This is a genomic window from Pseudomonas sp. NY15463, from assembly GCF_048068415.1.
Classification (GTDB): Bacteria; Pseudomonadota; Gammaproteobacteria; order Pseudomonadales; family Pseudomonadaceae; genus Aquipseudomonas; species Aquipseudomonas mosselii_C.
In genome coordinates this window covers 1-13,076 of the sequence record NZ_JBLUQD010000007.1, presented here as the reverse complement: position 1 = coordinate 13,076, position 13,076 = coordinate 1, and the positions used below count along the sequence as shown (strand labels likewise).

The 13,076-nt window shown below is 62.6% G+C and carries 14 protein-coding genes; 3 read left to right on the top strand and 11 right to left on the bottom strand.

Annotated features, from left to right (window positions below):
- The 7 genes from ACNFIC_RS17975 to ACNFIC_RS17945 form a co-directional block, all read right to left on the bottom strand.
- On the bottom strand, positions 1 to 366 hold the full coding sequence (locus ACNFIC_RS17975; protein ID WP_138220062.1) for a Na+/H+ antiporter subunit G: 366 nt from the start codon (positions 364 to 366) through the stop codon (positions 1 to 3).
- The gene (locus tag ACNFIC_RS17970; protein ID WP_138220061.1) at positions 363 to 641 is read right to left on the bottom strand and encodes a K+/H+ antiporter subunit F; all 279 of its coding nucleotides are present in this window, start codon (positions 639 to 641) and stop codon (positions 363 to 365) included. The genes ACNFIC_RS17975 and ACNFIC_RS17970 overlap by 4 nt, the downstream gene beginning before the upstream one ends.
- The gene (locus ACNFIC_RS17965; RefSeq protein ID WP_416781545.1) at positions 638 to 1,126 is read right to left on the bottom strand and encodes a Na+/H+ antiporter subunit E; all 489 of its coding nucleotides are present in this window, start codon (positions 1,124 to 1,126) and stop codon (positions 638 to 640) included. Before ACNFIC_RS17965 ends, ACNFIC_RS17970 begins: the two co-directional genes overlap by 4 nt.
- Positions 1,123 to 2,802: a monovalent cation/H+ antiporter subunit D gene (locus ACNFIC_RS17960; RefSeq protein ID WP_138220059.1), complete on the bottom strand. Its 1,680-nt coding sequence runs from the start codon at positions 2,800 to 2,802 to the stop codon at positions 1,123 to 1,125. Before ACNFIC_RS17960 ends, ACNFIC_RS17965 begins: the two co-directional genes overlap by 4 nt.
- Complete coding sequence (locus ACNFIC_RS17955) at positions 2,799 to 3,143, bottom strand: Na+/H+ antiporter subunit C (protein WP_043213881.1); 345 nt, start codon at positions 3,141 to 3,143, stop codon at positions 2,799 to 2,801. The genes ACNFIC_RS17960 and ACNFIC_RS17955 overlap by 4 nt, the downstream gene beginning before the upstream one ends.
- Positions 3,143 to 6,058, bottom strand: coding sequence for a monovalent cation/H+ antiporter subunit A (locus ACNFIC_RS17950; protein WP_416781544.1), 2,916 nt, complete (start codon positions 6,056 to 6,058; stop codon positions 3,143 to 3,145). The genes ACNFIC_RS17955 and ACNFIC_RS17950 overlap by 1 nt, the downstream gene beginning before the upstream one ends.
- A 149-nt stretch (positions 6,059 to 6,207) precedes the next feature.
- Positions 6,208 to 7,152, bottom strand: coding sequence for a DMT family transporter (locus ACNFIC_RS17945; protein ID WP_416781543.1), 945 nt, complete (start codon positions 7,150 to 7,152; stop codon positions 6,208 to 6,210).
- Between the two features lie 84 nt (positions 7,153 to 7,236).
- Here ACNFIC_RS17945 and ACNFIC_RS17940 point away from each other — a divergent pair, with 84 nt between their 5' ends.
- Positions 7,237 to 7,800: a helix-turn-helix domain-containing protein gene (locus tag ACNFIC_RS17940; RefSeq protein ID WP_138220056.1), complete on the top strand. Its 564-nt coding sequence runs from the start codon at positions 7,237 to 7,239 to the stop codon at positions 7,798 to 7,800.
- Positions 7,801 to 7,804: 4 nt separating this feature from the next.
- Here ACNFIC_RS17940 and ACNFIC_RS17935 read toward each other — a convergent pair whose 3' ends face one another.
- The gene (locus ACNFIC_RS17935) at positions 7,805 to 8,353 is read right to left on the bottom strand and encodes a cysteine hydrolase family protein (RefSeq protein WP_138220055.1); all 549 of its coding nucleotides are present in this window, start codon (positions 8,351 to 8,353) and stop codon (positions 7,805 to 7,807) included.
- A gap of 76 nt (positions 8,354 to 8,429) precedes the next feature.
- A complete protein-coding gene (gene soxR / locus ACNFIC_RS17930) occupies positions 8,430 to 8,876 on the bottom strand; it encodes a redox-sensitive transcriptional activator SoxR (protein WP_138220054.1) in 447 nt (148 codons plus the stop codon).
- Positions 8,877 to 8,962: 86 nt separating this feature from the next.
- On the opposite strand from soxR, the gene ACNFIC_RS17925 reads away from it, so the two are divergent.
- Together ACNFIC_RS17925 and ACNFIC_RS17920 are read left to right on the top strand one after the other, a co-directional pair.
- Entirely contained in the window at positions 8,963 to 9,331 is a 369-nt protein-coding gene (locus ACNFIC_RS17925; RefSeq protein ID WP_416781542.1) for an antibiotic biosynthesis monooxygenase, read from the top strand.
- A 240-nt stretch (positions 9,332 to 9,571) separates the two neighbouring features.
- On the top strand, positions 9,572 to 11,380 hold the full coding sequence (locus ACNFIC_RS17920) for an aminopeptidase P family protein (protein WP_138220052.1): 1,809 nt from the start codon (positions 9,572 to 9,574) through the stop codon (positions 11,378 to 11,380).
- Between the two features lie 50 nt (positions 11,381 to 11,430).
- On the opposite strand, the gene ACNFIC_RS17915 is transcribed toward ACNFIC_RS17920, so the two are convergent.
- Together ACNFIC_RS17915 and rhtA are read right to left on the bottom strand one after the other, a co-directional pair.
- On the bottom strand, positions 11,431 to 11,709 hold the full coding sequence (locus tag ACNFIC_RS17915; protein WP_138220051.1) for a hypothetical protein: 279 nt from the start codon (positions 11,707 to 11,709) through the stop codon (positions 11,431 to 11,433).
- Between the two features lie 185 nt (positions 11,710 to 11,894).
- On the bottom strand, positions 11,895 to 12,782 hold the full coding sequence (rhtA, locus tag ACNFIC_RS17910; RefSeq protein ID WP_416781541.1) for a threonine/homoserine exporter RhtA: 888 nt from the start codon (positions 12,780 to 12,782) through the stop codon (positions 11,895 to 11,897).
- Positions 12,783 to 13,076 lie beyond the last annotated feature (294 nt).

Here is a 13,076-nt window from a genome sequence, read left to right as displayed (position 1 = left end):
TCAGTTGCCGCGGTCGCGACCGCTGCTGACCTCATCGGGTACGTCTTCGCCACTGGTGCGCTTGCGAAACAGCGCTGCCCGTGCGAGTAGCAGCGTGGTCACCGGGACGGTGATCGACAGCAGGATCGGGATCAGCCAGGCGTGCAGCACGGGGCTTTGCTTGAGGGCCGAGAAGTACAGGATCGACGCCAGCGCGACGCACCACGCACCGATGGTCGAGGCCAGTGCCGGTGGATGCATGCGCTGGAAGTAGTCCTTCAGCCGCACCAGACCGATGGCGCCGATCAGCGCGAACAGGCTGCCGAACAGCAGCAAGGCGGCTACAGACAGCTCCAGCCAGAACGGCAGTTGCACGGATTCGTTCATTCGATCACCTCGCCACGCAGCAGGAACTTGGCCAGGGCGAACGAGCCGACGAAGCCGAACAGGGCGATCAGCAACGCCCCTTCGAAGTAGGTGTCACTGGCGTAGCGGATCCCTAGCACCAGCATCATCAACATGCCCAGGATATACAGATAGTCCAGTGCCAGTACCCGGTCCTGGGCCGACGGGCCGCGGAATAGCCGGATCAGGGCCAGCCCCATCGCCAGGGCGAAGATGAACAGGCTGGCGAGGACGGCGTTGGTCAACAGGCCGCTCATTCGAATATCTCCATCAGCGGGCGTTCGTAGGTGTGCTTGAAGTGCTCGATGAAAGCGGCTTCGTCTTGCAGGTCGAACACGTGCAGGAGCAGGACGCTGCGGTCCAGTGCCAGCTCCGACCAGACAGTACCCGGCACCACTGTGGTAATCATCGACAGTGCGGCCAAGCCGTGGGCGTCGCGCAGTTGCAGTGGGATGTGGACGAAGGCCGAGCGTGGTGGGTGGCGGTGGGCACGCAGCACGCCGCGCGCTACCTGCAGGTTCGACACGATCACGTCCAGGCCCACCCGGCCAATTAGCTTGGCGATGACCCATGGGCGGCGTACGTGGGCATGCTGCGGACGCAGCGGCGCCATCAGGACCGGCGCCAGAACGCCCAGGGCAGTGCCCAGCAGCAGGTTACCGGGGCTCACCGAGAGATTGAGCAGCAGCCACAGCGCGAACAGCGAAAGCGACAGCAGCGGAGCCGGAAACAGGCGATTCATGGCTGGACCTCGGCATTGGCGGTGGTCGGGCCGGGCAGGGGGCGGGTGGCCATGACAGCGTTGATATAGGCGTCCGGTGCCTGCAGGCCGGCTGCGGTGTCCTGGGTATAGCGCAGCAGTGGTTCGGCTTTGAGGCTGAGGAAGACGCACAGGCTCAGCAGAATGACGATGGGAAGGCACTCATAGCGGCGCAGCAGGGGCGAGGGGCGTTCTTCGGGCTTCCAGAAGCGCTGGATGCCGACCCGGCCAAAAGCGATCAGCGCTGCCATGCCTGACAACAGCAGCAGGGTCACCAGGACCCAGCCTGCGGCGCCGAGCGATTGCGTCGGGGCCATGCCCAGGCCCTGCGGGTTGAACAGTGCACTGATCAGGTTGAGCTTGCCGATGAAACCCGACAGCGGCGGCATGCCGATGATCAGCAGTGCGCAGGCGATGAAGCTCAAGCCGAGAAACGCCATGGTCCAGGGAATGATCTGGCCGATCACGGCTTTCTGCTCGTCGTCCAGGTTGATGCCTTTGGGCGGGTGCAGCGATTCGAGCGGTGACGGCATCGCGCCTTCTTCGTCCTCCAGCGGTGCTTCGTTGGCTGAGCGCGAACGTTCCACCAGCTCGGCCAGCAGGAATAGCGCGCACAGCGCCAGGGTCGAGCTTGCCAGGTAGAACAGTGCCGCGCCTGTTAGCAGCGGCTGGCCGAAGCCCACCGCCGCCAGCAGGGTGCCGGCCGACACCAGGATGCTCAGCGCGGCCAGACGCTCCAGGCGTTGGGCCGCGAGGATCGATACCGCTGCGATGGCCAGTGTCGCCAAGCCGCCGTACACCAGCCAGTCGCCACCAAAGTGCGCCGACGCACCTGCTTGCCCGGAGAACAGCAGGCTCCACAGACGCAGCACGGCGTACAGCCCAACCTTGGTCATGATCGCGAATAGGGCCGCCACCGGCGCACTGGCCGAGGAGTATGCCGGTACCAGCCAGAAGTTCAGCGGCCAGATACCGGCCTTGGCCAGGAATGCCATGGCCAGGATCGCTGCACCGGCGTGCAGCAGGCCACGGTCGGCTTCCGGCACCAGCGGGATCTTCAAGGCGAGGTCGGCCATGTTGAGGGTGCCGGTCACCCCATAGAGCATTGCCGCGCCCACTAGGAATAACGATGAGGCAAACAGATTGACAGCGATGTAGTGCAGACCGGCCTTGACCCGCGCGCGGCCCGAGCCGTGCAGTAGCAAACCGTAGGAGGCCGCCAGCAGCACTTCGAAGAACACGAACAGGTTGAACAAGTCGGCGGTGAGAAAGGCGCCGTACAGGCCCATCAACTGGATCTGGAACAGTGCATGGAAACTGGCGCCGGCGCCATCCCAGCGGGCGCGGGCGAACAGCAGGGCACAACTGCCGACAATGCCGGTCAGCACCAGCAGCAGCGCCGAGAGGTGGTCGACCACTAGCACGATGCCAAAGGGTGCAGCCCAGTTGCCGGGCAGGTAGACCCCAATCGACTCGGCCTGGCCCTGGTTGCGCACCCAGATCAGCAGCGATACGGCAATCGCCAGGCCGGCGAACGTGGACAGCAAATTCAGGCGGGCCTTCATCCAGCGGTGCTTTTCGCCGATCAGCAGCATCAAGGCAGCGGTGAGCAGCGGCAGCAGAATTGGTGCGATGATCAGTTGGTTCAGGCCACTCATTCCTCACGCTCCCGGCCATCGACATGGTCGGTGCCCGTGAGGCCGCGCGAGGCCAGCAGCACGACCAGGAACAACGCGGTCATCGCAAAACTGATGACAATGGCGGTGAGCACCAGGGCCTGGGGCAGTGGGTCGGTGTAATGCAGAAGATCCTGGGTGACGCCTTCCTTGATGATCGGTTCCTTGCCGATGAACAGGCTGCCCATGCTGAAGATGAACAGGTTGACCCCGTACGACAGCAGGCACAGACCCATGATCACCTGGTAGGTGCGTGGGCGCAGGATCAACCAGACCCCGGAGGCGGCGAGTACACCGATGGCGACTGCGATGACTTCTTCCATCAGGCGGCTCCTGCTTGGCTGGACTTGGCGGGGTTACCGGGCCGATAGGCACGTACCGACTGGTGAGCCAGTGCGGTGAGGATGAGCAGGGTCGAGCCGACCACCACGCTGAACACGCCGATGTCGAAGAACAGTGCGCTGGCGACGTGCACGTCACCGAGCAGCGGTAGTTGCAAATGGGCGGTGTGGGTGGTCAGGAACGGGTAGCCGAGCAGCATCGCACCGGCGCCGGTGAGCGTTGCGCAGAGCAAGCCGGTACCCATCCAGCGCAGCGGGCGCAGGCTCATCTGTGCCTCGACCCATTGGGTGCCCGCAACCATGTACTGGAGGATGAACGCCACCGACATCACCAGGCCTGCGACGAAGCCGCCGCCGGGTTGGTTGTGGCCACGCATGAACAGGTACATCGAAACCAGTAGGGCGATCGGCAGCAGCAGGCGTACCAGCGCGGCCGGAACCATCATGAAGCCCAACGCGGTGTCGGTGGCATGACGCGGGTTGACCAGGTCGGTGACCACGTCTGGCGCCAACTGGCGTTGCTGGGCCGGTAACTGCATGCTCTCCTTCGGTGGGCGGAAGCGGCGTAGCAGGGCGAACACGGTCAGCGCTACGGCCACCAGCACCGTGACTTCGCCCAGGGTGTCGAAGCCACGGAAGTCCACCAGCATGACGTTGACCACGTTGGTGCCACCGCCTTGGGGCAGGGCGCGGCTGAGGTAGAACGAGGAGATGTCGTTGGGGGTCTGTCGGGTCAGCATCGCATATGACAGCAACGCCATGCCGCCGCCGACCAGTACCGCCAGCACCAAGTCACGCAAGCGGCGCAGGCGGGCGCGGTCCTGGCTGCCTGGCAGTGGCGAGACGCCTTCGATACGCCGGGGCAGCCAGCGTAGCCCGAGCAGCAGCAAGACGGTGGTCACCACCTCCACGGCCAGTTGCGTGAGGGCCAGGTCAGGGGCCGAGAACCAGACGAAGGTGATGCAGGTCATCAGGCCGCACACGCTGACCATGATCAGCGCCGCGAGACGGTGGTACTTGGCCTGGTAGGCCGCGCCGATGGCACAGGCAATGGCGATCAGCCAGAGCGCGACGAACACCCCGGAACCCGGGATCTTAGGTCGCTCGCCCCAGCTCAGGCCGGTGTACAGCAACGGGGTGAGGCCGGCGATGAAGGCCGCCAGCACCAGCATGAACAGTTGCTTTTGCAGGCGGCGAGTGGTCAACACCTGCTCGATGTGCCGCGCGAGCAGCATCAGGCGTACCAGGCCGTGTTCGAACAGGCGCTTGCCGTTGAAACGCTCGATCAGTGGCGGGTAGGCGAAGCGACCGCGCTGGAACTGCTTGCGCAACACCAGGTAGAGCGCAATGCCACCGCTCATGGCGATCAAGCTCATGATCAGCGGTGCGTTCCAGCCATGCCAGATGGCCAGGCTGTATTCAGGTAGGGTGTCACCGACCACTGGTAATGCGGCGGCGGCTAGTAGAGGGCCTACCGATTGCGCGGGGAAGATACCGACCACCAGGCAGGTGAGAACCAGCAGTTCAACCGGAGCACGCATCCAGCGCGGCGGCTCGTGGGGGATGTGAGGCAAGTCTTGAGCGGTGGGCCCGAAGAACACATCGACCGTGAAGCGCAGCGCGTACGCGACGCTGAAGGTGCCGGCCAGGGTGGCAATGACTGGCAGTGCGGCTTCGACCCAGGCGGTGGAGCTGATGAACACGGTTTCGGCGAAGAACATCTCCTTGGAGAGGAAACCGTTCATCAATGGCACCCCGGCCATCGAGGCGCTGGCCACCATGGCCAGGGTGGCGGTGAACGGCACCAGTCGGAACAGGCCGCTGAGACGGCGGATGTCACGGGTACCGCTCTCGTGGTCGATGATGCCCGCGGCCATGAACAGCGAGGCCTTGAACGTGGCGTGGTTGAGAATGTGGAATACCGCCGCGACTGCGGCCAGTGGGCTATTGAGGCCCAGCAGCAGGGTAATCAGGCCCAGGTGGCTGATGGTCGAGTAGGCCAGCAGGCCCTTGAGGTCGTTCTGGAACATCGCCGCGAAGGCGCCCAGCAACAACGTGGCGGCACCGGCGCCACCGACGATCCAGAACCACTCCTCGCTCCCCGACAGCACCGGCCATAGGCGTGCGAGCAGGAACACCCCGGCTTTGACCATGGTTGCCGAGTGCAGGTAAGCCGAAACCGGGGTCGGCGCGGCCATGGCGTGGGGCAGCCAGAACTGGAACGGGAACTGCGCGCTCTTGCTCAGTGCACCGACCAGGATCAGAGGCAGCAAGACCGGGTACAGGGCGTGCTGGCGAATCAGGTCGCCGGCGGCCAGCACCTTGTCCAGGTCATAGCTTCCGACTACATGGCCGAGCAGCAGTGCGCCGACCAGCAGGCACAGTCCACCCGCGCCGGTGACCATCAATGCCATGTAGGCGCCGCGGCGCGCGTCGGCACGGTGATGCCAGTAACCGATCAGCAAGAATGAGAACAGGCTGGTGAGTTCCCAGAAGAACACCAGTTGGATCAGGTTGCCCGAGATCACCAGCCCGAGCATGGCGCCCATGAATGCCAGGAAAAAGGCGAAGAAGCGTGGTACTGGATCTTGTGGCGACATGTAGTAGCGCGCGTAGAGCGACACCAATGTGCCGATGCCCATGATCAGCAGGCTGAACAGCCAGGCGAAGCCGTCCATGCGCAGGACCAGGTTCATGCCCAGGCTCGGCAGCCAGAGGAACTCTTCACGGATGACGCCACCATGGGCGACCTGTGGGTACAGCAACGCCACCTGCACGGTACCCACCAGCGCGACGAGCCCGGCCAGGATGGATTCGGCGTTACGTGCGTTGTGCGGCAGGACGGCCGCCAGGCAACTGCCCACGAAGGGAAGAAGCAATAGCACAATCAATGACATAGCGTTCTGATCTGAAAAGTTTGTCAAGGATCATACGTGCCGGGTGGGGGATCACCAACACGCAAGCGGTTGCGAAATCCTACAAATGCGCTGTGACAAGGTGTTTTTTTATAACAGCTTTTTACAAAGCATAGCGGGAACCGAGGGATTCACCGACCCGCTTCGCGCTCAGGGGCATCGCCCTCGACACGCGTGCTGGCCTTGCTTGCGCGCCGCACTTTCAGTTCGCTGATCACCACCGCCATGACGATCAGTACGCCGCCGAGCAGCGCCACGCCGGGCAGTCGCTCACCGGCGAGGCGCCCGACCACTCCGGCCCAGACCGGCTCGCCGGCGTAGATCAAGGTGGCGCGGGTCGGCGAAACGGACTGCTGCGCCCAGTTCATCGCCACTTGGATCACCGCGCTCATCGCACCTAGGCCGATGGCGCTGCCCATAAGCAGCCAGGAAAACTCGGGCAGGCGCTCCTGAGTCGGCACGATCATCAAGAAGGCCAGCGCCGACGCGGTGGTCAGTTGGACCACGGTGACCCGACGGACATCTACGTGGCCTGCGTAGCGACTGATCAGAATGATCTCGGCAGCGATGGCCACGGCGCTGACCAAGGTCACCAGTTCACCTTCGCTGAAGTGCAAGGTCCCACCTTCGGGGCCTGCCAGCAGCATCAGGCCGACGAAGGCCAGGCAGATACCCAGGCTCGGCATCAACCCCGGGCGACGCCCCAGCACTAGCCACTGTAGCAACGGTACGAACGGCACGTAGAGTGCGGTGATGAACGCCGACTGGCTGCTGTTGATGGTTTGCAGGCCCATCGTCTGCAAGCCGTAGCCGAGCATGATGGTGACGCCGATCAGCAGGCCTGCCTTGAGTTCGGTAAAGGTCAAGCCCGGCAACGCCCGCGCCGATACCAGGCCGACGAACAGTGCGGCGGCGGCGAAGCGCAGGCCGACGAAGAACATCGGGCCGCTGACGCTCATGACGTTGTGCACGATGAGGAACGTGCCGCCCCACAGCATGGTGATGAACACCAGCACCAGTTCAGCCTTGCTCAGGCGGAAGGTGACGGCGGGCTTGTCTGGGGCGGTGTAATTCATGGCCTTGCGTACTCGACAGGGGCGGCGCACAATTCGTCGCAAAGTGTGCAGTATACTGCGCAACCCTAGCAAGTGAGCAATATAGTGCACAAAGACTCCCTACACCGGGCCTCGGTGCTGCAACATGTCAGTCAGAATGTCCGTCGCCTGCGCGGTGATGCCGGGCTGAGCCAGGCTGCCCTGGCTGAGCGCTCTGGTGTCAGCAGAAGGATGCTGGTGGCGATCGAGGCGGGCGAAAAGAATGTCAGCCTCACCACCCTCGACCTGATTGCCGATGCCCTCGGCGTTGCATTCAGCACCCTGATCCAGGCGCCTGATCAGCGCGATCCGAGTCGCATCGACGAGCTGGCCTGGGCCGGCGAGCACCCAGGTAGCCGCGCGGTACTGCTGGGCAGCAGCATCGCACGGCGCGAGGTGGAGCTGTGGGAATGGACCCTGGCTCCTGGCGAGCACTATGCCAGTGAGGCGGATGCTGCCGGCTGGAGCGAACAGATCTACGTCGCCGAAGGGCAGTTGACTCTCTTGGTGGAGGACACCGAGCATCGTCTATGTAGCGGCCAATTCCATGTGTTCCCTAGCAATTGCCGCTACGCCTACCGTAACGATGGCGTGCTGCCGGTGCGCTTCGTGCGCAACGTCGTGATCTGAGCCTTCAGTCGTCGAGCAATTCGTCGGTGCTGGCCACCCTGGCGTAAGCAAAGGCCAGCGCGGCCATGGCCGAGGCGTGTACGTCGCCAGCCGCCACCTGTTTATTATCAAAATCCAGTGCGAGGGTGGCGCAGGCGTCATGCGCCACGCTTACCTGGTAGCCGAAATCAGCCGCAGCACGGGCAGCGGCATCGATGCACATGTGGCTCATGCTGCCGGCAAGGGTCAATGCGGTGACGTCGTGTTGGTCGAGCAGTTGCTTGAGGTTGGTGTCGCGAAAACTGTTGACCTGATGCTTGAGTACCACTGCTTCGCCGTCGGTGGGGGTTACCTTGGGATGTATTTGTGCGCCGTGGGAACCGGGGGCGAAGAACGGCGCATCGGCGCTGTCGAACTCATGGCGTACGTGGATCACCAAATCGCCCCGCTCGCGGGCAGCGGCCAGCAGCCGCACGGCATTGTCAGCGGCGGCGTCGGCACCGTGCAGGGCCCATTTGCCACCTGGGAAGTAGTCATTCTGGATATCGATCAGGATTAGCGCCTGCTTGCTCATGTTTGTCTCCTATTGCGGTCGTGGTGAACGGTTACCGGTCTACGCCTAGTCATTTCGTCTTGGCGGTGTGTGAGTGTCAGCCGGGGTGGGGGCCAGGCCCTTCCTCGGCCAAGTGATCCTGATGGTTGCGCAGCGGGCACTCCTTGAGCGACAGGCAGCCGCAGCCGATGCAGCCATCGAGTTGTTCGCGCAGCATGCTCAGTGCCTCGATACGCTGGTTCAGGTCTTCACGCCAGTGCTGCGACAGGCGCTGCCAGTCCTCGGCAGTGGGGGTGTGGTCGCGGGGCAGGGCCGCCAGTGCCTGGGCGATATCGGCCAAGGGAATGCCCAGGCGTTGGGCCATCTTGATCACCGCTACGCGGCGCAGTGCCGCGCGTGGATAGCGGCGTTGGTTGCCGCTGTTGCGGGTACTGTGGATCAGCCCCTTGGTTTCATAGAAGTGCAGTGCCGTCACCGCTACGCCGCTGCGTGCGGCCAGTTGGCCGACACTGAGCAGGCGCTCGGCGCTGGGTATGAGCTGCATGTGAGAAAATCCTTGACCTTGAGTTAACTCAAGGTTTTAACCTGCGCGGCACTAGGCTGCAACTGCCCCGAGCGAGGAGACGTACCATGACGGCGAATGCCCATTCCCTGTGGTTTACCCAAATGATCGAGTACGACGTGCCACCTGCCCGCCAGGCCGAGTTGGCCAACGCTCTGGCGGCGCGCAGCGAGCAACTGGCGCGGCGTTGCGAGGGCTTGGAGAGCGTGAGCATTCAGGCCAGCGATGATGGTTGCCGGGTGCTCCAGTCGTTGCAGTGGCGTTCGCGCCGGGCGTGGACGAGCGCTTGTGCGCTGTTCGCCGATGAGCCGTTCCTGGCGCTGCTGAGCCAGCACCAGGCGCGGGGCGTAAATTTTTCGGCGTACCAGGCCTTGCGCAATTGGGTGCGGGGCGCCGATGGTGGCTTGCACTGTGAGGTCGCTGGCGCTCGGGCATAGCCGTGTATCGATCAACTTCTTCCACTCATTGCCGCTTCAGGCTTGTGGCCAGTTGCAGGCGCATGGCTCAGTCATAACGGCAAAGAAGTGTTCAGCCCCCCGTTAACTGGAATTGATTGGCAGTAGGTGACGTTGATGCAGCAAACCCCGCTTGTATGTCGCCTGCGTGATTGCGAGCGCTGGCCGGGTGTTTCATTATCGATGGCCTGGATCCGTCGAGATGAGCCTGCAGGAGTGCGCATGAACAGTCAGTCCCCCCTTCTGGAAAGTGTGCCGGCGCGCCTGGCGCGTTTGCGCGAGGTGATGGCTCGGGAGGGTGTCGATGCCCTGCTGGTGCCGTCGGCCGACCCGCATCTCTCCGAGTACTTGCCCGGTTACTGGCAGGGGCGTCAGTGGTTGTCTGGCTTCCACGGTTCGGTTGGAACCTTGGTGGTGACTGCGCAGTTCGCCGGGCTTTGGGTCGACAGCCGCTACTGGGAACAAGCCGAGCAGGAGTTGCAGGGCAGTGGCATCGAGCTGATGAAGCAGCGGCCAGGTCAGCCGGGCGCGTTGGAGTGGTTGGGCGAGCAGGCGCCAGCCCATGGTGTCGTGGCGGTGGATGGTGCGGTGCTGGCCTTGGCAGCCGCGCGCCAGTTGGGCGAGCGTTTGAAGGCGCGCGATGTGCGGCTGCTGACGCATCTCGATCTGCTCGGTCAGGTATGGACGGATCGTCCTTCGTTGCCTGCCAACCCGGTGTATCAGCATCTGAGCCCTCATGCCACGGTCAATCGTGCGGAAAAGCTCGCCATACTGCGCCAGACCCTGCGTGAGAAGGGCGCTGACTGGCACTTCATCGCGACCCTCGATGACATCGCCTGGTTGTTTAACCTGCGCGGTAGCGATGTTTCCTACAATCCGGTGTTTGTCGCCTTTGCTTTGATCAGCCAGGATGCGGCGTTGTTGTTCGTCGGAGCCGATAAAGTCGATGATCATCTGCGCCAAGTGTTGGCCGCTGACGGTATCGAGGTGCGCCGTTACGAAGAGATTGGCAAGGCCCTGGCCGCCATCGAATCAGGTCGTAGCCTGTTGCTGGATCCGGCGCGGGTCACGTGTGGGTTGTTGGACGGTGTCGATGAAGGAGTGCGATGGGTGGAGGGCATCAACCCCACCACGTTGAGCAAGTCGCGCAAGGGGGAGGAGGATTTGCTGCACATCCGTCAGGTGATGGAGCAGGATGGCGCGGCGCTTTGCGAGTTTTTTGCCTGGTTCGAGGCGCATCAGGGGCAGGAGCGCATTACCGAATTGACGATCGACGAGCGCCTGAGCGCTGCGCGTGCGCGCCGGCCGGGCTTTGTATCCCTGAGTTTTTCGACCATTGCTGCTTTTAATGCCAATGGCGCGATGCCGCATTATCGTGCGACCGAACAGTCCCACGCGGTCATCGAAGGCGACGGCCTTTTGTTGATCGATTCGGGCGGTCAGTACCTGGGTGGCACCACCGATATCACGCGAATGGTGCCGATCGGCGAACCTTCGAAGGCCCAGAAGGCCGATTGCACCCGAGTGCTCAAAGGCATGATCGCGCTGTCGCGGGCGCGTTTTCCGCGGGGTATCCTATCGCCCTTGCTCGATGCGATTGCCCGAGCGCCGATCTGGGCGGATCAAGTTGACTACGGACATGGTACCGGGCACGGCGTGGGGTACTTCATGAACGTGCACGAGGGGCCGCAGGTCATCGCTTTCCAGGCCGCAGCCACGCCCCAGACGGCAATGCAGCCGGGGATGATCAGTTCCATCGAGCCGGGAACCTATCGGCCTGGAGAGTGGGGCGTGCGGATCGAGAACCTGGTGGTCAATCGGGAGGCAGGTAGCAGTGCCTTTGGGGATTTCCTTGAGTTCGAGACGCTGACTCTGTGCCCCATCGATACCCGTTGCTTGCTCCCTGAGCTGCTCGGGCGCGAGGATACTGCTTGGTTGAATCGGTATCACTGGACCGTGCGTGAGCGGCTCTCGCCATTGTTATCCGGTGACGCGCTGCAATGGCTGGAGCAGCGCACTGCGGCGATCTGATAGTGGCGGGTGGACGAATGATGGCAGCCGCTGGCTGCCCTTTGTGCGTTCTACTTGCAGATCACGATCATGCTACGACTGGTGTAGCCAGCCGGGTTGATGCCGAAAATATAGTCCCCTGGCTCTTCGTCGCTGTCGCCTGAGCGGGCAATGACCTTATAGCCCTTGCTGCAGGCGCTGTCAGCCTTGGCATAGCATTTGTCCCAGGATGAAGAGAGCCCCGAGCAATTGATATGCAGGCCCTTTTTCCCGCGCTTGACCTCGGTCTTGGCTGTCGCGGCACATCCAGCTATGGCCAAGATGGCCAGGATGAGCAAAATACGTTTCATTCCTGTCCTTATGGGCCCGACTGCTTGATCGGACCTGTCGTCAGCGCTTCGGCTCTTCCCTGATTTTCCCCTGCATCCCTTTGCAGCCAAGTAGATAGCGTCTTGATTATGATTTTGTGACAGCTTAAGGCAGCGTTGTGCGCGGGTACAAGACCATAAGCGCGCAGATGAAAGTATTTCTCAAGTCAGTCCGCCGCCATCGGCGGCACTGCATCGCGCTTCATCGACAGTGTTGCGCCCACGGACGCGGTGATGATGGCGAGGATGGCTAGCCATTGCCACAGGGTTAGCTGCTCGCCGAGGAATAACAGGCCAGAAAGGGCGCCGAAGGCCGGTTCTATACTCATTAATGTACCGAAGGTGCGGGCGGGCATGCGTGTCAGGGCGACCATTTCCAGGCTGTAGGGCAGTGCAGTGGAGAGGACCGCGACTGCCAGTGCCACCGGTAGCAATGCGGGAGTCAGCAGGGCGCTGCCGGCATGCAGCATGCCGATCGGGGCCACGAACAACGCCGCGATCACCACACCCAGGGCTGCGGTCTGGATACCGTTCTCGGCACCGGCACGTTGCCCGTAAAGAATGTAAAGCGCCCAGCAAACGCCCGCGCCCAGAGCATAGAGTGCGCCTACCGGATCGATGCCGCCTCCGGCTTGGCCCACGGGAATCAACAGCAGCAGCCCGGCCACGGCCAAGGCGATCCACACGAAGTCAAGCGCCCGTCGAGACGCCAACAGCGCGACGGTCAATGGGCCGGTAAATTCCAGGGCGACGGCAATGCCCAGAGGTACGCTGCGCAGTGACATATAGAAGAGGAAGTTCATGCCGCCCAAGGCCATGCCGTAGATAATCACGCTGCGCAATGTGCTGGCATCCAGGCGGGCGCGCCAAGGGCGCAGTAGCAAGAGCATGATGATGCTGGCAAAGATCAGTCGCAACGTAGTTGTGCCTTGAGCGCCCACTATCGGAAACATGCTCTTGGCCAGCGAAGCCCCCGACTGGATGGATGCCATGGCGATCAGCAGCAGCCCGATGGGGAAGAGTGTGGCGGTCAGGCTGCGCGTTTGCGTGTTCATTATAAAGAAGGGGTCCGTGGTTGTTCGTGCGATTGAGCAATATAGTGCGCAATTTGCCCCGTGATTCGCAAGGAGCGGTATTAATGCGCCTATTTTGAAAATAAGGGTTGACGGGGTTTCAGATCCCCTTATAATGCGCCCCACTTCCAGCGACAACGGAACGCGAAACTCCTTGAGAATCAACGAGTTAAGCGATTCGGAAGGTTCTGGAAGTGCTACGGTCAGTTGATCGAAGCGGTGAAAAAGGTGGTTGACAGCAGGTTGTAACGCTGTATGATTCGCCTCCCGCTACGA